Source organism: Dokdonia sp. (genome assembly GCF_039945015.1).
Classification (GTDB): domain Bacteria; phylum Bacteroidota; class Bacteroidia; order Flavobacteriales; family Flavobacteriaceae; genus Dokdonia.
In genome coordinates this window covers 159,194-181,252 of record NZ_JBDUXP010000031.1, presented here as the reverse complement: position 1 = coordinate 181,252, position 22,059 = coordinate 159,194, and the positions used below count along the sequence as shown (strand labels likewise).

24 protein-coding genes are annotated in these 22,059 nt (G+C 34.0%); 16 read left to right on the top strand and 8 right to left on the bottom strand.

From position 1 onward, the window contains the following. The first annotated feature begins 49 nt into the window (after positions 1 to 49). The 6 genes from ABJD27_RS22965 to ABJD27_RS22940 are packed head-to-tail and all read left to right on the top strand — an operon-like array spanning position 50 to position 4,257. Complete coding sequence (locus ABJD27_RS22965; RefSeq protein ID WP_348169090.1) at positions 50 to 520, top strand: Coq4 family protein; 471 nt, start codon at positions 50 to 52, stop codon at positions 518 to 520. After that, complete coding sequence (locus ABJD27_RS22960; protein ID WP_348169093.1) at positions 517 to 1,947, top strand: DUF4173 domain-containing protein; 1,431 nt, start codon at positions 517 to 519, stop codon at positions 1,945 to 1,947. The genes ABJD27_RS22965 and ABJD27_RS22960 overlap by 4 nt, the downstream gene beginning before the upstream one ends. After that, positions 1,937 to 2,233 carry a hypothetical protein gene (locus ABJD27_RS22955; protein WP_348169096.1) on the top strand — a complete coding sequence of 99 codons (297 nt, stop codon included), beginning with the start codon at positions 1,937 to 1,939 and terminating at the stop codon, positions 2,231 to 2,233. Before ABJD27_RS22960 ends, ABJD27_RS22955 begins: the two co-directional genes overlap by 11 nt. Positions 2,234 to 2,270: 37 nt before the next feature. Continuing rightward, a complete protein-coding gene (locus ABJD27_RS22950) occupies positions 2,271 to 2,930 on the top strand; it encodes a DUF1361 domain-containing protein (protein ID WP_348169099.1) in 660 nt (219 codons plus the stop codon). 5 nt (positions 2,931 to 2,935) lie between these two features. Then, entirely contained in the window at positions 2,936 to 3,328 is a 393-nt protein-coding gene (locus ABJD27_RS22945; protein ID WP_348169102.1) for a DUF2809 domain-containing protein, read from the top strand. Positions 3,329 to 3,342: 14 nt separating this feature from the next. Next, entirely contained in the window at positions 3,343 to 4,257 is a 915-nt protein-coding gene (locus ABJD27_RS22940) for a glutaminase (protein WP_348169105.1), read from the top strand. A gap of 57 nt (positions 4,258 to 4,314) precedes the next feature. Here ABJD27_RS22940 and mnmD read toward each other — a convergent pair whose 3' ends face one another. Genes mnmD through ABJD27_RS22925 form a run of 3 tightly spaced genes read right to left on the bottom strand, consistent with a single transcriptional unit; the run spans position 4,315 to position 6,123 of the window. After that, positions 4,315 to 4,998, bottom strand: coding sequence for a tRNA (5-methylaminomethyl-2-thiouridine)(34)-methyltransferase MnmD (mnmD, locus tag ABJD27_RS22935; protein WP_348169108.1), 684 nt, complete (start codon positions 4,996 to 4,998; stop codon positions 4,315 to 4,317). Positions 4,999 to 5,055: 57 nt separating this feature from the next. Continuing rightward, positions 5,056 to 5,586 (bottom strand): hypothetical protein, encoded by a 531-nt coding sequence (locus ABJD27_RS22930; RefSeq protein ID WP_348169111.1) that lies wholly within the window; start codon positions 5,584 to 5,586, stop codon positions 5,056 to 5,058. Then, positions 5,587 to 6,123 (bottom strand): DUF4920 domain-containing protein, encoded by a 537-nt coding sequence (locus ABJD27_RS22925; protein ID WP_348169114.1) that lies wholly within the window; start codon positions 6,121 to 6,123, stop codon positions 5,587 to 5,589. A 91-nt stretch (positions 6,124 to 6,214) separates the two neighbouring features. Here ABJD27_RS22925 and ABJD27_RS22920 point away from each other — a divergent pair, with 91 nt between their 5' ends. From ABJD27_RS22920 to ABJD27_RS22880, 9 genes are all read left to right on the top strand, one after another. Next, the gene (locus ABJD27_RS22920) at positions 6,215 to 7,276 is read left to right on the top strand and encodes a branched-chain amino acid aminotransferase (RefSeq protein WP_348169117.1); all 1,062 of its coding nucleotides are present in this window, start codon (positions 6,215 to 6,217) and stop codon (positions 7,274 to 7,276) included. A gap of 156 nt (positions 7,277 to 7,432) precedes the next feature. Further along, entirely contained in the window at positions 7,433 to 8,209 is a 777-nt protein-coding gene (locus ABJD27_RS22915; protein ID WP_348169120.1) for a M48 family metalloprotease, read from the top strand. Positions 8,210 to 8,290: 81 nt separating this feature from the next. Continuing rightward, positions 8,291 to 9,805, top strand: a complete 1,515-nt coding sequence (gene gpmI / locus ABJD27_RS22910) for a 2,3-bisphosphoglycerate-independent phosphoglycerate mutase (protein WP_348169123.1) — start codon at positions 8,291 to 8,293, stop codon at positions 9,803 to 9,805. Between the two features lie 11 nt (positions 9,806 to 9,816). Then, positions 9,817 to 10,413 carry a thioredoxin family protein gene (locus tag ABJD27_RS22905; RefSeq protein WP_348169126.1) on the top strand — a complete coding sequence of 199 codons (597 nt, stop codon included), beginning with the start codon at positions 9,817 to 9,819 and terminating at the stop codon, positions 10,411 to 10,413. 96 nt (positions 10,414 to 10,509) lie between these two features. After that, on the top strand, positions 10,510 to 10,953 hold the full coding sequence (locus ABJD27_RS22900) for a hydrolase (RefSeq protein ID WP_348169129.1): 444 nt from the start codon (positions 10,510 to 10,512) through the stop codon (positions 10,951 to 10,953). Next, positions 10,950 to 11,768 (top strand): type I methionyl aminopeptidase, encoded by an 819-nt coding sequence (gene map, locus ABJD27_RS22895; protein WP_348169132.1) that lies wholly within the window; start codon positions 10,950 to 10,952, stop codon positions 11,766 to 11,768. Before ABJD27_RS22900 ends, map begins: the two co-directional genes overlap by 4 nt. A 3-nt stretch (positions 11,769 to 11,771) precedes the next feature. Continuing rightward, complete coding sequence (locus ABJD27_RS22890; protein ID WP_348169135.1) at positions 11,772 to 12,536, top strand: methyltransferase domain-containing protein; 765 nt, start codon at positions 11,772 to 11,774, stop codon at positions 12,534 to 12,536. A gap of 125 nt (positions 12,537 to 12,661) precedes the next feature. Further along, complete coding sequence (locus tag ABJD27_RS22885) at positions 12,662 to 15,910, top strand: PDZ domain-containing protein (RefSeq protein ID WP_348169138.1); 3,249 nt, start codon at positions 12,662 to 12,664, stop codon at positions 15,908 to 15,910. Positions 15,911 to 15,978: 68 nt separating this feature from the next. Then, positions 15,979 to 16,443: a hypothetical protein gene (locus tag ABJD27_RS22880; RefSeq protein ID WP_348169141.1), complete on the top strand. Its 465-nt coding sequence runs from the start codon at positions 15,979 to 15,981 to the stop codon at positions 16,441 to 16,443. 6 nt (positions 16,444 to 16,449) lie between these two features. Here ABJD27_RS22880 and ABJD27_RS22875 read toward each other — a convergent pair whose 3' ends face one another. From ABJD27_RS22875 to ABJD27_RS22855, 5 genes are all read right to left on the bottom strand, one after another. Beyond that, entirely contained in the window at positions 16,450 to 17,460 is a 1,011-nt protein-coding gene (locus ABJD27_RS22875) for an FAD:protein FMN transferase (protein WP_348169144.1), read from the bottom strand. Positions 17,461 to 17,518: 58 nt separating this feature from the next. Next, on the bottom strand, positions 17,519 to 17,881 hold the full coding sequence (locus ABJD27_RS22870) for a Na(+)-translocating NADH-quinone reductase subunit F (protein WP_348169147.1): 363 nt from the start codon (positions 17,879 to 17,881) through the stop codon (positions 17,519 to 17,521). A gap of 70 nt (positions 17,882 to 17,951) precedes the next feature. Further along, positions 17,952 to 18,824, bottom strand: a complete 873-nt coding sequence (locus ABJD27_RS22865) for a DUF4846 domain-containing protein (protein ID WP_348169150.1) — start codon at positions 18,822 to 18,824, stop codon at positions 17,952 to 17,954. A gap of 136 nt (positions 18,825 to 18,960) precedes the next feature. After that, entirely contained in the window at positions 18,961 to 19,149 is a 189-nt protein-coding gene (locus tag ABJD27_RS22860; protein ID WP_348169153.1) for a class I lanthipeptide, read from the bottom strand. A gap of 119 nt (positions 19,150 to 19,268) precedes the next feature. Beyond that, positions 19,269 to 20,975 carry a helix-turn-helix domain-containing protein gene (locus ABJD27_RS22855; RefSeq protein WP_348169156.1) on the bottom strand — a complete coding sequence of 569 codons (1,707 nt, stop codon included), beginning with the start codon at positions 20,973 to 20,975 and terminating at the stop codon, positions 19,269 to 19,271. A gap of 269 nt (positions 20,976 to 21,244) precedes the next feature. Between ABJD27_RS22855 and ABJD27_RS22850 the strand changes: the two genes are divergently transcribed. Then, entirely contained in the window at positions 21,245 to 21,880 is a 636-nt protein-coding gene (locus ABJD27_RS22850) for a hypothetical protein (RefSeq protein ID WP_348169159.1), read from the top strand. Positions 21,881 to 22,059: the final 179 nt, after the last annotated feature.

The window sequence follows — 22,059 nt, the reverse complement described above, 5'->3', positions numbered from 1 at the left end:
ACTATATTTTTTTATCTATTTACTTTGAAATTCAAAGTACTTTATAATTATGAAAACACTACGCTACTTACTTTTAGAACAACTCTACGAATGGAGCAAGTTCCCTTATAGATTCTTATTTAAAAAAGAAGGTCCTTGGGGAGTTCCTGTAAAAGAATTACTACGCTATCCTATAGAAAGCTTAGGATATCATTTAGGATGCTTTTTATTACGACATAACTTCACTTCAGAACCTCAACTAGAAGATCATGATGTGTATCATGTACTTACGGGAAGTGGGATCTCTGTTCCTGAAGAAATTGCTATGCAGTTTTATCTCTTTGGCAATGGGAAACGATCTATGTATTTATATACTGTAATGGCTGTAGGTACCGCATTATTTCCAGATGAAATCAAGCGATTTTGGAAAGCTTTTAAAACGGGAAGAAAAGCACATCCATTTTACCATCTTAATTTTTTAAAACTACTACATCAACCGCTTTCCACATTACAATACACTTTTAAAATTTCTGCGATATGAAACGTCAACTTATTTTATGGATCAGTGCTTTAGGTTTCAGCACTTTATTTTATCATCAAGACCTAGGACTTAATATGTTCATTTTTGCAATCATTGCTGTGATTGTTGTATATCTTGCACATCGAGAGGCTTTTAAACGAGTAGACATGCGTTTGTCCACCCTACTCTATCTCTTAGTGTCACTCTTTGTATTTACAAATCATAGTGCACTTGCGATATGTATGTCTATCATGTCATTTATTGTTTTTGCAGGAAGTATTTCTGGTATAAGAAATGCTATTTATGTACAAGGATTAAACGGATTGTATCAAACATTCTTAGGGACATTGCATCATCATCTAGATCCTAAAAAAGAGAAAAAAGCAACCAAAACTTCAAAAAAACGCGATTATGGTTTTATCCTTCTTTGCATCCTGCTCGTTATAGGATTGCCTGTCATATTTGCATCCCTATATCGTAATATAAATCCCATATTTGAAAAATGGATCGCTGCCATAGACCTCTCATTTATCAATATGACGTGGCTTTTATTTACATGTATGGGCTATGTATTATTGCGTAATATTTCTTCTAAAGCTTCCCTAGATATCCTTACCAATATAGACAGAGAAACGCCGCAAAACCTTACTAAAAAACCAATCTCAGAAGAACAAGAATCACTACTTCATAAAGAACAATTATTAGGATCTATGGTCATAGGGGTTCTCAATGCACTTATTCTATTTTTCTTAATCGTTGATATATGGTATGTAGCAAATAACACTTTTCAGCATGCTTCAGAGTTATCAAAAACCGTACACGAAGGCGTAAATGCTCTTATTACTTCTATACTAATTGCGATCACACTTATTCTCATCTTTTTTAGAGGGAATCTCAATTTTTATAAAAAAAGTAAACGCCTACGCATACTTACTTATATCTGGATTATTCTTAACAGCGTTCTCGTGATAGTTACCACTTTAAAAAACTACATCTACATCACAGATTTTGGACTCACCTATAAACGCATAGGAGTGATCATCTATCTCACACTCTGTATTGTTGGATTATGTACAACTTATTTTAAAGTAGCTCAACGTAAAAATGTATTATACCTAGTACGTATCAATGCTAGAATTGCATTTTTTATCATAATTCTCATGAGTAGTTTCAGCTGGAATAGAGAAATTACACGTTATAATTTATCACAGGTAAAACGTCCTGATCTTAGTTATCTAGAATCTATGGGAGGAAATAATATTGATCTATTATACGCTTTCGCGAAAGCGCACCCAGAAAAATTTTCAACAGAATCACACCTACACATTCAGAATAAATATGACGTCTATATGAAGACGCTAAACAATCAAACTTGGCAATCTAAAACACTGGCGGGAATGACTATACCGCCATCTGTAGATTCTAAAACGTATAGTAATGAAAAATAGTAAATACCCTCTGAATCGTTTTGCATTAAAACTAGCGCTATTCAGCCTTTGTTTTGGCGTACTTCAAGTCATTATATATGCTATTTATCCTAATAATATTTCTTTAAGGATAGGCATGATACACTTATACCCTACTGTAATAATACATAGTATTGTATTACTTATGGTAATTATAAGTGGAATCAAAAATTATAAAGATTTAAGCGAGCATTTTCTAGTCATACTCGCAATGCTTGCAAACATACCTATTGCCATAGGTTGTTTTTATGCAATACTTGCACTCTAAGATCTGTGAAATAAGCATACATAAAAATCAAGAAACAATGAAAAAACATATCATCTCAAAGATTAATGAATTAGGGTTCCTTTTTATAGGCTTTCTATTTTGTGCTATGTTACTCACTATGCGTATCAAAGTAACCGAATCTTTTTTCTATCTATTTTTAGCTTGGAATCTCTTTTTAGCCTTTATTCCTTATGGAATAACATTTATACTAGGGAGTAAAAAAACATGGCAACACTCTTGGTGGATACTCATTCCTATCTTTGGGATATGGTTACTATTTTTACCTAATACACCCTATCTCATTACTGATTTACAACACTTACGTCACGCATCATCTGAAACGCTTTGGTATGATGCGATGATGCTATTTGTATTTGCTTCGTATGGTTTATATATTATGACATTAACCATTCAAGAAATGCATCAGATACTCTCCAATAAGATAGATACCAAATGGCTAGGTTTGTTATTCATTTCTATTTTCTTATTATGCGGGTTTGGAATTTACCTAGGTCGATTCTTACGTTGGAATAGCTGGGATATTTTACAAAACCCTACAGGACTTATTGAAGATATTGCTATACGGATACGGCATCCTTTTACCTATTCTAAAACATGGATGGTTACCTTTGGGTACGCTGGTATTACCAGTTTGTTTTACTATGCAACTCGATTATCTAATAAGGTAAAGGATTAAAGAATATGCGATTTAATAAAAAATACTTCCTTGCTTTTTCTATACTTCTCATCATAGAAGTATGTATTGCATTGTTTGTAAACGATCACATTATTCGTCCATTTGTAGGAGATGTTCTTGTGGTGCTATTGGTTTATTGTTTTGTGCGTGCTTTTACAAAAATTTCATACCCAAAAGCAATTCTAGGCGTATTGCTTTTTGCATATATCGTCGAAGCTATTCAGGCAACCTCTTTTATAGATTGGATAGGACTTTCTGATAATAAAGTAGCAAAAATTATACTTGGCAGTACATTTGACTGGAAAGATATGTTAGCCTATACACTAGGTGCGCTCCTAATTCTTATATTTGAGAAGTACTATTCTTATTCCAATAAAACAGAACATCATTTACATTAGTACTATACACACGTATGGATTGCCAGAAAATAATCGAAGAAACGTATACTCAAATCATGAGTATCGAAAATAAAGGAGCTATAGCTACATATATTCCAGAATTAGGAAAAGTAAATCCAAATCATTTTGGAGTATGCCTTACCACAAATGATGGTACGCAATACATCGCTGGAGATGCACAGATTCCTTTTTCTATACAGAGTATCGCAAAGGTATTATCCCTAAGTTTTGCCTTATCATTAGGAGATCAAACCATTTGGCAACGGCTAGATGTAGAACCTTCTGGATCTGCTTTTAATTCTCTTGTACAATTAGAATCAGAGAATGGAATCCCTCGTAATCCATTAATTAATGCAGGTGCTATTGTGGTTTGTGATATTTTATGTAGCCATTTAAAAGATCCAAAAAATGAACTCATCGCCTATATACGAGATGTAGCAAATGATCAAACTATTAACTTTTCTGAAACCATTGCTCAGTCTGAAAAGTCTAATGGCTATCGCAATTTTGCATTGGTAAATTTTATGAAGTCTTTCGGAAATATTAAAAATGATATCAATCAAGTAATCGATCTTTATTTCCATCTATCTTCTATAGAAATGACTTGTTGTCAACTTTCAAAAACATTTGGATTCTTAGCCAATGGTGGAAAACAATTAATCACTAACAAAGAAATATTAACGCTTCCCCAGTCCAAACGTGTCAATGCTATTATGCAAACATGTGGATTTTATGATGAGGCAGGAGAATTTGCTTATAAAGTTGGCTTACCTGGCAAAAGTGGCGTTGGTGGAGGTATTGCTGCCGTTTTACCTAATTCATATACGATCAGTGTATGGAGTCCCAAATTAAATGAAAGAGGAAATTCGTATCGAGGCATGAAATTCCTTCAACTATTTACAGATACTACACACGAAACTATTTTCTAAAGATGTTTCTAGTATACGCTTTCGCGAAAGCGTATACTAGAAACAAACACGTATAAACTAGAACTTTGTAGCTCGTAACATTTCTCGTTTCCCAGGAGGGCCTGGCAAGCGTTCTACTTCAAATCCTACGGCTTGCATCGCTCTACGCACACTTCCTTTTGCAGCATATGTCACAAGAATACCACCTTTGCGTACTGCATTATACATTTTTAAAAAAATATCTTCCCCCCAAAGCTCTGGTTGTACTCGAGCCCCAAAAGCATCAAAATAAACAATGTCAAATTGATCCTGATCTACAATATCTTCAAAACGTTGTTTCCGCTTTAAGAGTTTGAACTCTGAGGTAATTTCTTCCTGAGACTCCCAAGATACTTCGTGTAGCTTCATATAAATAGCCTGCGCTTCTAGTTCATCAAGTAAAGAACTATAATCCATAGCGTTTACTTCTTCTTCAGAAATGGGATATGCCTCTACTCCTGTATATTGAATATTTATTTTTTTGTTCTGAGCTTCAAAAAAAGTAAGTAATACATTGAGTCCAGTTCCAAAACCCATCTCTAGAATAGCCACTGTTTGGGCCTTATTATACGATTCTTGAGATACATAATGATGAAGCCCCATCTGTAAAAACACATGTTGAGCTTCTTGAATAGCACCATGTTTACTATGGTATTGCTCATCCCATTCAGGAATATGAATTGTTTTTGAACCGTCTCCAGTAATGATGATCTCTCGCTTCATATACACATATCCTTAATCATGTTTCTTAAATTAATGATATGAAGGCTTACAAATTTTTCAATTATTTATTTCTTTAATTTGTATCTCTTCTTCACTATCATACGCTTTTAACATAGGGAGTGTTTTTTCCTCCTCCGTTCTTATATCTGGACAATCCACTAACACGGCTCTTTTTTTGAAATCCGTTAGTACTTTGCTTTTCCACCCTTCAAAATTTAAAGAATCGATTGGATCAAAATCAAACTCTTTTTTGTTTAACTCTGCAGTATCCCAACTATACGTACTTTTTAAAATTACGCTGTTTTTCGATTGCTCTATAGTAACTAATGTATCATTATTAATTAGCAATCCTGGTCCATTTCTAAATTTTGACAATACAAGATTTGTATCAACAACCTGAAGCTTAAAAAACCAAACCTGATCAGATAAGGTATTCACCATGAGTAAGGATTGATCAGTTATTTTATATTCCCAATAACTGCCATCCTTATGACAGGTACCCCAAGTTCCGATAGCAGGATGCTCACTAACAAATGTCTGGCATCCTGTAAATAAAAAAAGAACACATATACTTTTTAGATATCGCATCTATTTTTTCATCAAAACTCCTTCTGCCATCAATTTAAGCTCACGCTTTGGCTCAGTAATGGCTGCAATATCATCGGCAGACATACCTCCATCTAGTGCTAAGTGCTGTTGTTCCTGTACAGAGGTTTCTTCTACAAATGCTTTTCCTTGTACAATGGCATCACCTGTAGCGTCCAGCGGAACAAAAAATCCATAATCTTTAAATTTAACAAAAACCTCTTGCTCTTCGCCTAAATCAAGGCGCATCCAACATCCTTTACTTTTACAAACCGCATCTATAGGTGCTTTAAATTTTACAGCAACAGTATCTCCAGACTTTAAATTCTTATACTGTTCTTTAACAGAAGAGATCGTTGTTAAATTCTGATCTGTTATTTTTTCACCATAACTTTCATAACCTACTTGTTGCAGTACTTTTCCTTCTTGAGAAACTTCATCGCTTACTGCAATTTCTTCTCCCTTATTGACATCTGCCGTATGCTCTTTACATCCTATGATTGCAAAGGCACTTACTAATATGATTGCTGTTAATCTCATTTTTTTAAGTATTGAAATTTAATATATAGTTATACGACAAAATTATGAATTAATAAATAGCTCTGGAATGTTAAATTCTTAAATTTGCAAAATGAATACAACAGTAACAATGAATATTACAAAATGCGCAAAGAGTAGAATAGGTGAAGTAGATTTTAATAATCTTACTTTTGGGAGTGTATTTACAGATCATATGTTCTTTTGTGATTATGTAGATGGAGCTTGGCAAAAGCCTCAAATAGAGCCTTATGGACCTATTAGTATTGATCCTAGCGCAAAAGTTTTCCATTATGGACAAGCTGTTTTTGAAGGCATGAAAGCCTTTAAAGATGATGCAGGTGAGACATGGCTTTTTCGTCCAGAAGAAAATTGGGCACGTATTAATACATCGTCTGAACGACTCGCAATTCCAGATTTTCCAAAAGAATTATTTTTTGAAGGGTTAGAAACGCTTCTTAAGATAGATAATGACTGGATACAACCAGGAGATGGAAATGCATTATATATTAGACCTTTTGTGATTGCAACGCAATCGGGTGTGTCTGCGTCCCCTTCAGATAGGTATCGCTTTATGATTATTTGTGCGCCTGCACAAGCTTATTATTCTGGTGAAGTAAGCGTCCTTTTTGCCGAGAAATATAGCCGTGCCGCAGATGGTGGTGTAGGATTTGCAAAAGCAGCAGGAAACTATGCTTCTCAATTTTATCCTACAAACCTAGCAAAAGAAAAAGGATACCAACAAATCATTTGGACCGATGCTAGTACACACGAGTATTTAGAAGAAGCTGGTACAATGAATGTCTTTTTTAGAATAGGTGACACATTACTTACCGCTCCAAACAACGATCGTATTCTAGATGGAATTACACGTAAAAGCATTATACAACTTGCAAAAGATGCAGGCATTGATGTAGATGTACGTCGTGTAAGTGTATCAGAAATTGTTGCGGCGGCTCAATCTGGTGAACTTAAAGAAATTTTTGGAGCAGGAACTGCTGCCGTTGTCGTTCCTTTTAAGAGTTTTGGACATCAAGAAAAAGATTATGATTTGCCTAAACTAGAGAATAGCTACGCATCTCAATTTAAAAAAGCACTTAAAGACATACAATATAATCGCAGTAACGATCCTTATGGATGGCGTTACAAGGTTTAATTCAAATTAAAATACAATTTACGATAGAGCAATACGCTAATTTTAATAGCCTATTGCTCTATTTTATTTTAAAGAGTATTGTGATTCATACATTACAATTTCAAAACACATCTTTTTTGTAACTTAGTTGCTCTAACCAATAAACACAAGTATCCAATGTCAAGACGTGGAGGCGGAATGAAAATAAGACTCCTTATAGGAGTCGCTGTAGTAGCTTTTGCATTAATCAGAAACTGTAGCAATAGGCAAGAAAACCCATATACAGGAAAAGTACAATCTATAAGTATGAGTCCTGAACAAGAGATACAAATTGGACTGGCAAATGCTCCTGCTATGGCAGATCAACATGGAGGGTTACATCCAGATATGCAATTACAAGCTTTTGTAGATCAGATAGGGGAAAAGTTAATCAACAGTAGTATGGCTCGTGAAACACCTTATCAATATGAGTTTCACTTGCTACGTGATGACCAGACTATAAATGCTTTTGCTCTTCCAGGAGGTCAAATATTTATCACCTATGCCCTACTTTCAAAATTAGAAAATGAAGATCAAGTCGCAGGCGTATTAGGTCATGAAATTGGTCACGTATTAGGGAAGCACAGTGCAGAGCGCGTTGAAAATTCTAAAATGTGGCAAACCATCTCTATGGGAGCCGAAGTAGGCGGTGGTTTGGGTCAAGCCGCTGGAGGGATAGGACAAAACATCCTCTTAGGTAATGGCCGTGATGATGAGTTAGAAAGTGACGATCTAGGTGTACGTTTTATGATTCGAGCTGGATATAATCCTAATGAAATGATTAAAGTAATGCAAGTCTTAAAAGCTGCAGGAGGTCCTAATCGTCAGCCAGAATTCTCTAGTACACACCCCGATCCTGATAATCGTATAGAAAAAATTAAAGAATCTATCCAAAAATATGGATATCAAAGCTAAAACGTTTTCGTTAAAAGCACCTCAAAACCTCGCATTAGCGGGGTTTTGTTTTTTATCTTTACATCGTACAAACCGAGACCAATGAATAAAAAAACAATCTTGATGATACTCGACGGATGGGGCATGGCTCCAGACAAAAAAGTATCGGCTGTAGATCATGCGCAAACTCCGTATATAGATCGTTTATACAAGAAATACCCACACGCACAATTACTCACCCATGGAGCAAATGTAGGTCTTCCTGATGGGCAAATGGGAAATAGTGAAGTAGGTCACATGAACCTAGGTGCTGGTCGTATCATTTATCAAGATTTTGCAAAAATAAATCTTGCATTAAAAAACGATACACTCAAAAATGAAAAAGCACTTGTAGATGCATTTGGGTATGCAAAAGAGCATAACAAACCTATTCATTTTATGGGGCTTTTATCAAACGGTGGTGTACACTCACATATCAATCATTTAAAAGGACTTATACAAGCAGCAAATAATGCTGGAGTACAGCAATCTTACATTCATGCATTCACAGATGGACGTGATGTAGATCCCAAATCCGGAAAAGGTTTTGTGGAGGATATATCCGCTTTCGCGAAAGCAAATAATGCAACACTCGCATCAGTAATAGGCCGTTATTATGCAATGGACCGAGACAAGCGCTGGGAACGCGTGCAAATGGCATACGATCTTATCACTCGCGGAAAAGGAACTCCTACAGAAGATGTTGTCTCTAGTATCCAACATAGCTATGAACAAGATGTGACAGATGAGTTTCTAAAACCACTTGTTGTTACTAAAAATGGAAAACCAGCTGCAATACTTAACAATGGAGATGTTGTTATCTTCTTCAATTTTAGAACAGACCGCGGACGAGAGCTCACAGAAATGTTATCTCAACAAGATTTTCAAGAACAAAATACCCAAAAATTAGACCTGTACTACGTCACTATGACTAATTATGATGACACCTATTCTAGGATTCATGTAGTCTATGACAAAGACAACCTAATAGATACTTTAGGAGAGACTCTAGCTAAGGCAGGAAAAACACAAATCCGTATTGCCGAAACAGAAAAGTATCCTCACGTAACATTTTTCTTTAATGGAGGTAGAGAAACTCCTTTTAAAGGAGAGTCCCGGTTACTCTGTCCCTCCCCTAAAGTTGCTACATATGACTTACAACCAGAAATGAGTGCCTATGAAATACGAGATAAAATCATTCCTGAAATAAAAAAAGGTGATGTTGACTTTGTATGTTTAAATTTTGCAAACCCTGACATGGTTGGTCACACTGGTGTGATGGAAGCAGCAATAAAAGCTTGCGAAACGGTAGATAGCTGTACAGAAGCAATTGTTACAGAAGCTCAAAAAAACAACTATACTGTTATTATCATAGCAGATCATGGCAACGCAGAAACGATGATCAATCCAGATGGAACGCCTAACACAGCACATACCACAAACCCTGTCCCTGTAATCTTGGTAGACAAAGACATAAAAACAATAAAAAATGGTATTTTGTCAGACATCGCTCCTACTGTGTTAAAACTAATAGGAGTACCACAACCTGGAGTAATGGATTGTACTCCTCTCATATAAAAATAATATACATGAAATCAAATAATACCCTTATTGCCCTTTTTATATCGTCTCTTTTTATTCTTTCCTCTTGTAATAAAAAGAAAGAACAAACAGACGTTGTAGAAACACCTGTAGAAAATGTAATAGGAGAAAATACTGAAGACGACCTTATAGATGATAATGGAGACCCTATTATCATTGGCAAACAAAAACGTGCCACTTTAGAAAGTGATCCTTATAAAAAATGGTTTGATGTAAGTTATAAAGAACATACATTAGATACTATAACAATGAATAGTATAAAAGAAGACCTTGCAAATACAGATATTACTGTATTTATGGGAACATGGTGTGAAGATAGTCAGAGAGAAGTACCTGCCTTTTTTAAAGCGCTTGATCTTGCTGGAATAGATGCTTCTACTATAAACCTCATCACTATTTCGGAAGATAAAGAAGCTCCTGAAGATCTTCTGGAGGGAAAAAATGTTGAATATGTACCTACTATTATCTTCGAAAAAGAAGGGAATGAATTAGGACGTATTGTAGAGTATTCTATTTTTAGCATAGAAAAAGACATGGCTAAAATTCTTAAAGGAGAAGATTACAAACATCCATATGCTGAATAAGGTTTGATAAAAATTTAAGTAGTATATATTTAACTTATTGTTCTTTACCTAAAACCTCTTAAACTTATTAGTAACTTTGCAGTAAATTAATTCTCATTGGACACAAAAACGATCGCTGTAGATTTTGACGGGACCATTGTAACAAATGCATATCCAGGTATAGGAAAACCTATGCTATTTGCTTTTGACACCTTAAAAAAATTACAAAATGAAGGACATCTCCTTATTTTGTGGACATATCGTTCTGGAAAAAAACTAGATGAAGCCGTAGATTTTTGCAAAAAAAATGGAATTACATTTTATGCTGTCAATAAAAGTTATCCTGAAGAAGAGATGAGTGACGCTATAAGCAGGAAGATAAATGCAGACTTATTTATAGATGACAGAAACATTGGTGGTATGTTAGGATGGGGGGAAATTTACCATCTTTTAATTGGTGATAATTCTAAAAAACCTAGCCTAAAAAAGGAAAAATCTAAAAAAGGATTCTTATCTCGTATGGAAGCTATTTTTAAAGACGAAAACAATATTGATTCATGATTATCCAGAAGACGAAAGAAGAAATAGAATTAATGAGAGAAAGTGCGCTTGTTGTATCTCGCACACTTGGGATGTTAGCAAGCGAAGTAAAGCCTGGAGTCACTACTTTATATCTTGACAAACTTGCCGAAGACTATATACGCAGTCAAGGTGCTATTCCTGGATTCTTAGGATTATATGATTTCCCAAACACACTATGCATGAGTCCCAATGATCAAGTAGTACACGGGATTCCTAATGACAAACCTCTCATAGAAGGAGATATTATCTCTATAGATTGTGGCGCTATAAAAAATGATTTTTATGGAGATCACGCCTATACTTTTGAAGTAGGTGAAGTAACTCCTGAAGTAAAAAAACTATTGGATGTTACCAAGCAATCCTTATATGAAGGGATTAAACAATTAAAAATTGGAAATCGCGTAGGTGACGTAGGATATGCCATACAGAAATATACAGAAGACCATGGGTATGGAGTTGTACGAGAACTGGTAGGTCACGGCCTAGGAAAAGTAATGCACGAAGCTCCAGAAATGCCAAATTATGGAAAACGAGGACGTGGCAAAAAATTTATTGAAGGGATGGTTGTTGCCATAGAACCTATGACAAACCTAGGTACAAAAAGTATCAAACAACATAGTGATGGTTGGACAATCACAACTCGTGATAACAAACCTAGCGCACATTTTGAACATGACGTAGCTATTGTAGATGGAAAACCTGAATTACTATCTACTTTTGGCTATATCTACCAAGCATTAGGAATTGAAAGCGATGAAGAAACTCCTTTTCGTCAACAAGCATTGGTTTTATAACAAGTGAAAAAAATATTTAAATTCTTCTTAAATGCAATTCCGAGACCGTTGCTCATTAGATTGAGTTATGTTGTACGACCACTATTTGCATTTTTCTTAAGAGGATCACGTTATAAAGATCCTATAGACGAAAAAGGATTTCGTAAGTTTCTACCCTACGGATACGAGACGCAACGCGAGAACATACTTTCTCCATCTACCCTTTCGCTAGAACGACACAGGCTATTGTGGTTATGGCTACAAAGAGAAACTGACTTCTTTACAAAACCTTCAAAAGTGCTTCACTTTGCCCCAGAACAAGCCTTTTATAAACGCTTTCGGAAGATGAAGCATTTGGACTATACAACGACAGATCTTAACTCTCCTTTAGCTGATGTAAAAGCAGATATTTGTAATTTGCCTTTCGGCGAAAATGAATACGATCTTATTTTCTGTAATCATGTATTAGAGCATATTCCAGATGACACCAAGGCAATGCAAGAACTCTACCGGGTACTTAAGCCGGGAGGAATGGCCATACTCCAAATACCACAAGAACTAGATCGCGCTACTACTTTTGAAGACGATACCATTACAGATCGCGCCGAAAGAGCTAAAATCTTTGGACAATACGACCATGTACGTGTCTACGGTCGAGATTATTTTGATAAACTCCGCAGTATTGGATTTACAGTAGATGAGGTAGATTACACAACTATTCTCTCTCCAGAAGATGTTGATCTATATAGACTCGCTCAAGGCGAAATTTTACCCGTGTGTAGGAAGTAATTCTTCAATCATGAAATGTTATTAATCTAAAAAGTATGTTAAATACTTATTTTACAATATAAATAAACAAGGTCTTTTCTCTTTTTTCAATACCTTCATTTCTCTAAAACTTAAGAATACTTTTGATGAGGAATTTATGTTTATTGATAGCGACTTTGATAAGTTTTGCTACTACTGCTCAAGGAACCCAATTATTAAGACAACCTACCATCTCTAATACAGAAATTGTATTTGTATATGCTAATGATTTATGGAAAGTTCCTATTCAAGGCGGTAATGCAATACGGTTAACGAGTAATAAAGGAGCTGAGTCATCACCACACTTTTCTCAAGACGGAAAAACAATTGCTTTTACAGCACAATATGATGGTAATACAGATGTATACACTATTCCTTCAAATGGAGGAGAGCCTAAACGATTAACATGGCATCCTGGAGCTGACATTGTACAAGGTTGGACACCTAAAGGAGAGATTCTTTTTCGTTCAGGAAGAGAAAGTCGCCCTACACAAACTAATACATTTTATACGGTTTCTCAAAACGGAGGACTCCCCTTATCCTTTGGTTTACCTAGAGCTGGTTCTGGAGAAGTAGCTCCAGACGGAAAACATGTAGCGTATGTTCCAATTACATCTTGGGATTTAGAATGGCGTAATTATAGAGGAGGACAAGCCATGCCTATATGGATTGTAAATCTAGAAACAAAAGAACTCACAAGAACACCTCAAGGAAATAAAGAAAGGCATTTAGATCCCGTTTGGATTAACAATACAGTTTATTATCTATCAGAGCGAGATTATGTAAGTAATATTTGGTCATACAATGTTGATACAAAAACAGAAAAACAAATCACTTTTCATAAAAAATATGATATCAAAAGTCTTGACGCCAATACCAATAAAATTATTTATGAGCAAGGAGGATATTTACATCTTTTAGATCCTAACGGCACTACAAAACAACTTGATATAACCGTGCAAGGTGATATGAATTTTGCAAGACCTAGATGGGAAAACATTACTGCAGGTCAATTATCAAATCCAAATATTTCTCCTACAGGAAAACGAGCTATTTTTGAACATCGAGGAGAAATATTTAGTATTCCTAAAGAAAATGGAACTTGGCGTAATATATCTAATTCACCCACTTCTGCAGAACGAGCTCCAGTGTGGTCTCCAAAAGGAGATAAAATTGCTTGGTTTTCTGATGTTAGTGGAGAATATAAACTTGTAACTGCAGATCAAGATGGTTTTAATCAAAAATCATATACATTACCAAACCATACATTCTATTTTCAACCCGATTGGTCTCCAGATGGGAAACATATTGCTTATTCTGATACAGATTATAATATATGGATTATTAATCTTGATACTGGAAAAGCACAAAAAGTAGATTCTGACAGTTATGCACACCCTAATAGAACTATGAATCCTGTGTGGTCTCCAGATAGCCAATGGATCGCATATCCAAAACAATTAAAGAGTCATTTCAAAGCAATCTTTGCCTATAACATTACTACAAAAAAAACAATCCAATTAACAGATGGTATCGCTGATGCTATAAGTCCTGTATGGGATGAAAGTGGTAATTATTTGTACTTCTTAGCAAGTACTAATTATGGATTACAATCTGGCTGGTTAGATATGAGTTCTTATGACATAGAAATAAATAGAAGTTTATACGCAATTGTTCTTTCTAAATCTGGAGTTGCACCTAACCTGCCCAAGACAGATGAAGAAGAAGATACACCTAAAAAAGACGACAACAAGAAAAATGACAAGGACAAGAAAAAAGATAATATACCCGCTATCAAAGTAACCATTGACTCAGAAGGCATCTATGATCGTAGTATTCCACTAGATCTTGATGCTCGTCAATATATGGCCTTAGCAAAAGGCCCGAAAAATGTTGTTTTCGTAGCAGAAAATATCCCTAATCAGCCTGGACTTACATTACATAAATATGATGTTGAAAAAATGAAAGCTGAGGTTTTTGCTACTGAAGTTTCGCAAATGATCACATCATTTGATCGTAAGAATATCTTATTATATAAAAACAGATCTTGGAGTATTGTTGATACTAAAGCAACTCCTAAATCTGGTGATGGAAAACTTACTATGAATGTAAGGCTCAAAGTAAATCCAACTGAAGAATATCATCAAATTTTCAAAGAAGGATGGAGATATATGCGAGATTTCTTATATGTAGATAATACACACGGAGCACCTTGGAATGATATTTACGAATGGTACTCTCCCTGGATTAAACACGTAAGACACAGAAGCGACCTTAATTATGTTGTAGATATTATGAGTGGTGAAATTTCTATAGGGCATTCTTATGTGTCTGGAGGAGACATGCCAGACATAAACAGAGTCCCTGTAGGTTTGTTAGGCTGTGATATCGAAGTAGAAAATGATGGGTATCGTATTAAAAAAATCTATACGGGAGAACGTTGGAATCCTAATTTAGAAGCGCCTTTATCATTACCTGGTATCAACGTAAAAGAAGGAGATTATATCATTGCTATTCAAGGACAAAAATTAGATCTACTTACAAATCCATATAGCTTATTAGAACAAACCGCAGGAAGAGAAATCACACTTACTGTTAATTCTAATGCATCTGAAAATGGAGCTAGAAAAATTCTAGTAAAACCTATACGTAGCGAACGAGGGTTACGCACCAATGCTTGGGTTGAAAATAATCGTAAGATTGTAGATCAGTTATCGGGAGGTAAATTAGCCTATGTATATGTACCAAATACTTCAGGAAATGGATTTTCATCATTTAATAGATATTATTTTTCACAACAAGATAAAAAAGGAGTTATTGTAGATGAACGCAATAATGGTGGAGGTTCTGCTGCTGATTATATGATTGATATTATGTCTAGAGAATTATTAGGTTATTTTAATAGTAAATCACACGACAATAGACCTTGGACAACTCCAATTGCAGGTATCTGGGGACCAAAAGTAATGCTCATTAATGAACGTGCTGGTTCTGGTGGAGACTTACTCCCTTATATGTTTCATGCAAAAGAGATAGGGCCTCTTGTAGGAACTCGGACATGGGGAGGTCTTGTAGGAACATGGGATACACCTCCATTTATAGATGGAGGACGCATGGTAGCTCCTAGAGGTGGCTTTTACGATACTGATGGTAATTGGGCAGTAGAAGGAGAAGGCGTTTCTCCAGATATAGAAGTTATTCAAGATCCAAAATCAGTATTACAAGGTAAAGATCCTCAACTAGAAAAAGGTATTGAAGAAGCTATGCGTTTATTACAAACTCAGGAATTTCAATTACAATCAGAACCTGCAGCTCCTATTCGTTGGAAACGCCCTAACGGTTATAAAAAAGAATAAATCACAGATATAAAAATAATATTATGCTACGCACACTATGTTTAATATTCATATTAGTAATAACTTCTATGACTGCACAAAACAAAACAGAAACTATTCAAAAAGAAATAGATCAGACGGTATGGAAGCCATTTCAAAATGCTTTTGAAACATTAGATGGAGATGCTTTAAATGCTACCTATGCAGATCAAGTATTACGTGTTACTCCACAAGGTATTGACACAGAAAACACATTTAAAAAAGGAAACGCAGAGCGTTTTGCTTCTAATCGCAAAAATGGAGATACTATCAATTTAGATTTTTGGTTTGATAGTAGAAAAACAAATGAGACTACTTCGTATGAAGTTGGATTTTATCGTATAGGATTTACAACCAAAGGTGGTGAGACTCAATATAGCTATGGGCAATTTCACATCGTTCTTGAAAAAATAAACGGACACTGGAAAATCACGCAAGATTGGGATACAGCAATCATTGCTGGTAATCCTATTACCGCAAAAGATTTTGACAAAAAAGAAAGTATTCGATTTTAGACAATATTACTGAACAATCAACTTCTCAAAACCAGAAGTTACATACGTTCCTGTTGTATTTTCTCCTTGAGAAAATACAAGATATGCATCTATATCTTTTAAAGTAGCTAGTGTCGCTTTAGAACGCTCTAATCCCATCGCCATAAAGGACGTTGCCCAAGCATCTGCCTCTGCACAAGTTGGCGCAATCACATTTGCACTCAAAACATCACTTTTTTCTGCACTTCCTGTAATAGGGTTTATAGTATGTACATATTGTTTCCCTGTAAGTGAGTCTATTCTATTTTTACGGTAATTCCCAGATCCCGCCATTGATCTATTATTAAGGTTTATAACAGTGACAGCACTTCTGTTTTCAAGTTGAGAATCTATACTCTCTACCCCTACAAACCAAGAACTATCTTTTCCTATATTACGTCCTTGTCCTCTTAACTCTCCACCTAATTCTATTAGGAAATTTTCTTTTTTTTCTTCTTGTAGAAATACGGCAATTCTATCTATACCATATCCTTTTGCAATAGCATTAAAGTCAAAATAGATTTCTGGATGTTCTTTTTCAATAGTCCCATTTGTAGAAAGTCTCACTTTATCTAGTCCCACATATTGCATCATAGAATCTAACGATGTACTATCAATCACAGTCAGTGGTTTTGTGTCTCCAAACCCATACGCATTACGTAGCCCACCTACCGTAGGGTCAAAATAACCTTGAGTGAGTGCGTGTAGCTTTCGCGAAAGCGTAAACACCTCCCTAAACATAGTATCTACTACAATCGTATTGTCACCTCGATTAATCTTAGAAATATCGCTATTGTGTATATATGTACTCATTGACTTATTCACTACATATACCACTGAGTCAATTCCTTTTTGAATGTTTTGAGCTTCAATTGCTTTTCCAAAATAAGTAACTCCATAGGTAGTTCCAAAAGCTTCCCCATTAATGGTGATCTTATCTTGAGTTTCTTTCGAACAAGATGCAATACATATAAGTAGTAGTATTAAAAGGTATTTCATCTATTAAAAATTTTGAGTCGTGTATTTTTGCTTACCTAATGCTTATTATGGATTTTCATTATATGATTTCTTGAAGTCCATTATAGATCATAGTATATGGCACATCTTTTTCGGCTGGGTGTTGATAGTTATCCCCATGTCCTAAACCAACTCCCGCATAAAAAGTGCGTGCTTCAAATTTAAGTGCATGGGTTTTCATTTTTTGCATAAAAGCTTCATCATATACATTTGCATTATCTGGAAATGTAATTGCTCGCACAATAACAAAATGTAATTTCTTATCCTTAAGTGCTACAAATTGTGGGTCTTTTTTAAGTTTTGAATTGACTCCCATAAACTCATATCCCTGCTCTTCAAGATCTTTGCCTACAATATTCATTGCGAGGTTATGTAACTCCTGTTCTGTAAGAAAAACTGCCATAAGGCAAAGATACGATCTCGTATAAAATTATGTTATTATACCTTATAAATTTATGTGTAAATCAAGCATATTATTTAAATCGAACCATCTCAAAACTTGTAAATGTATAAATAGGGGTATTCAAAGAAGTTTTCCCTTTAAGATCATACCAAGGGCTCATTAATGTATCCGATGCGTTTTTTATAATATGTACACTTTGTGCTGGTGTATTCCCTTGAAAAAATGCAAAACGTCGTTCTCCTTTATCATTTTCTATGATGTCTCCTACCATCATGACATGGCCTGGAAAACCAGGATAAATTAAGAGATCACCTATCTGCACTTCAGAAAGTTGAGGAACTTTCTTTAGTTCTTGGGATAAAGAATACGTCCCAGCATAGGTATAAATAAGGTTGAGGTATTTATAGAAGTTTTCTTTAGAATTATTTGCAGCAGCAGTTTTAGAAAAGGTCACCTTATTCCCATTAATTTTAGGGCGGTATCCATCTGCATATTTTTTCCAAGAGCAATAATGACCACTAGTAAATTTAAAGCCTATCTCACTTTTTCTATTTATTGACCATAAATATTCTGATCGCAATCTAATCAAAGCATCTGCACATTGTTGTAACCCATTTGCAGGCACTGGCACTTCCAGTACACCTACATGACCTGCTTGATATATGTAAGGGTTCCCATCATAATTAATGACCTCTGCACTTGCTTCTTTTAGTTTATAGTTTTGAATATAATGAGAAAAACTTCCTTCCAAAGAGGTAATTCGCACATAACTCTCTGGAACTTTTATACGTGTTTTTATAGTGCGCCCCTCTTTATGAATTAAAGATGTAGGCAATATATAGGTTGCTGCTACTTCTTTTACAGCAACTCCTTTTTTAGAAAAATTAAAAAATAATAATGCCCCTAAAACCAAAACAATAATAAAGAGTATTATCTTTTTCATATTCATTATAACTCTAAAAAATTGATTTTCTTATAAAGATGCCTACGCTTTCGCGAAAGCGTATTTAGACACATAAAAAAGCTCTATTGAATAAATAGAGCTTTACATTGTAATAATTTAGAGTCCTTTTAATAAATTAATCTCCACTAGTATTAACAGTATCGGCGATAATAGTGAAGAGACATCTCCAAGAGGATCTAATTATTTCTTCTGATGAGATATTAGCTTGATTTCCTCCAGAAACTTGTTTCATTTGGGTATTGTTTAATCTAGCAATTTTCATTCTTTTAAGAGATAGTCCTGATGATTCATTTAATCTTTTCATGATGGTTTGATTTTTAGTTCATTATAAATTTATACAGAATTATCATACCATCTAGGTTCTTTACACACTTGTTGGTCTGCATTTATAAAAGCCGACCAAATTTTACTCATATATACTGACTATCCACTATTTATTTTTTCTAATTGCTTAATAAAATAAGAAGGGTAGATACCATAAACTCTAAAAAATGTTTTAGAAAAGGACTCTGCTGTTTTAAAACCACAAGTTTGACCTATTGCTTTTACAGTATATTTTCTAAATGTAGTATCTATTTTTAACCTATTAAATGCATAAGCTACTCGCAATTGTTTTATATATGTTGAGAAACTTGTTTTTTTATAATGGTTTATAACCTTTGACAAGTAACTGTTATTAGTCCCAAAATTATCTGCTAGACTATGTAAAGTCACATTGACATTTATATACTCGCCATTTTTTTCAAAAACTTGTAATTTTTCTAATATATCATCTATTGTATCTTGTGGTATTTCTATAGATTCTTCTTTTACTTTCCTTTTGGGCAATTCCCTTTTTATCTCATTATCACTTTCTCTATTAATGATCTCTAGAAATCGTTTTTTATAAAGACGCCTTTTTTTGTATTGAAAAATCGCAATACCAAGAATTAAGAATATAATCCCAAACCCAATTATATTATAAAACCTTGATTGTTTCTTGTCGTTTTTTAATTTACCTATAAGTATATCACGACCTTCTACCAATTTTGGAATTTCATATCGCTTTATAATTTCTTTATTCAATGTTCGATAATTTTTATTTAAAAAACTATCAACTGTAATTAACTTTTGAGTGTACGCTAGTTCTCCTTCTATGTTTTTATTTTCTTTATAGTATTTTATAATATGCTGGTATCCTCCAATATGCTCAGGCAGAATGTCATTATTCACTTCAAAAAGGCTATCTACTTTTTTATAATATAAAATTGCTTTCTCATCATTATTAGATAACAGATATGTCTTTCCTAAAAAATAATATCCAGCAGATAATAATCTTTTATCTGTTTTATTATTAAATTTTGATATTGCTTGCAATAATTGATTTTCTGCCTCTTCATAATTACTTGCATATGATTCAAGGATACCATTGAGCAATAAAAATTTATTATAATTTACGCCTCCTCTAGCTGTATTTTCATCTATTAATCCTAATCTAGTATATACTCTAGATGAGTCCAAAAAATTTATTTTCCTATAAGAATTGGCTAAAGAATGTAATACGTTAAAGTACATTTCAGGGTTTTCTTCTCTAAAATTATTATCTACTACGTATTGCCAACAACTTTTAATTAAAACAAGGGCTTCTTCATTTTCGTCAATTTCAATTTTTAAAATCCCAATAGCTTGATTTAATAAAAATTCCAAATATTCTTTATTAGTGCCTTTATTATACGTCAATGCTTTTAGAAAATTATCAAGCGCCAATTTAAATTGACCATGTTTATGGTAATATGCACCTTTATCATAGTAACTAATTGTAGGGAAATTTTTATTTGTAAACCCTTTAGAAATATCAATTATAGAATCTAAGAGATTAAGTCTCTTTTCATCATTATTTTCTAACAATGATTTATAATAGTATCCATTTACCAAGTAGGTTTGATCCTTATCTTTTCCGGCTTTATTAAAATATACCTGAGCATATAATTTGGCTTGAACAGTATCTTTTTGAAGATAATGAGTAAAAAACCCTTTCTGTAATTCTTCATATGCTTTTTGATTAAGAGAGTCTGAGATCGCTTGTCCATATAAAAATGGCAACGCAAATACTCCTAATATTAATTGAAATATATAATCTCTAAAACACATATGTATTGTATTTCTATATAAAGGATACTATGTACTACTGGAAATGAGGTACTTAAAGATAGTTCTTTGAAGTTAGTTATGCAAAAACATAAATAACTGATTGTCATTATGTTACAACAAGTAAAATGAAGTCGTTTTTTATAAAGCGCGACTCTTTTTTTATAAATGACTCATATACAACTCTTTGTTAGCAGATAGAAAATAGAAATATTTGATGTGTCAGAACTAACTAATCAAATTCATATTGTTAACCAAAAAATCTAATTATCATGAAAATTCAATTTTTTATCACAAGGAGCATTGTTTTATTAGTACTACTATTTATAAGTTGTAGTGACGATGTAAATGAACTACCCCTAGAAGACACACAACACGTAAAAACATTAAGAAATAACTTCCCAGACATATACAACCAAATTGAGCTAAGTACATATCAAACGTATAGCATCAATATTCCAAATAAAGGAATCGTTAGTGTTGAAGCATACGAAATACAAAATGATGAAACGCTACAAAGTTATTACATAGACATTGATGGAAGGAAACTTGTTACCTCAATTACAGACCATGCTATTATACAGAAAGATCTTAAAACAAATCAACAATTCATAGTACCAAGAGTCTATGATACAGACTCAAAAAGATTAATGCCCGATTTTGAAAAAGTTCAATCTGGGTTCATAAGCAAAATAAATAGTGTTGAAGATTCAGGAATAGATATATGTGAAACAATCTGTTGGACAGGATATGTTGGATGTATGATCGGATGCGGCGTCACTGGAATTACTATTGCTACACAAGGCACTATTTTTCCTGACATTTATGATGTTATAGCAGTAGGGGTATTTACCGCTTGCGTATTAGCCTGTGAAATATCTGTAGATCTCTGTCTTGAGGGATGCTAATCTAAACAGAAATTCTTCTTTCATAATCATCTTTATACAATACATATATGTAGTCATAAAGGACTGACTCTCCCATATTTAAATGTCAAACTGGCAATCTATTACTATACACCATAAATAATTAAATAACCATTAGAGATTATAACCATCTCTGCAAAAATCAAAAATCATGAAAAATA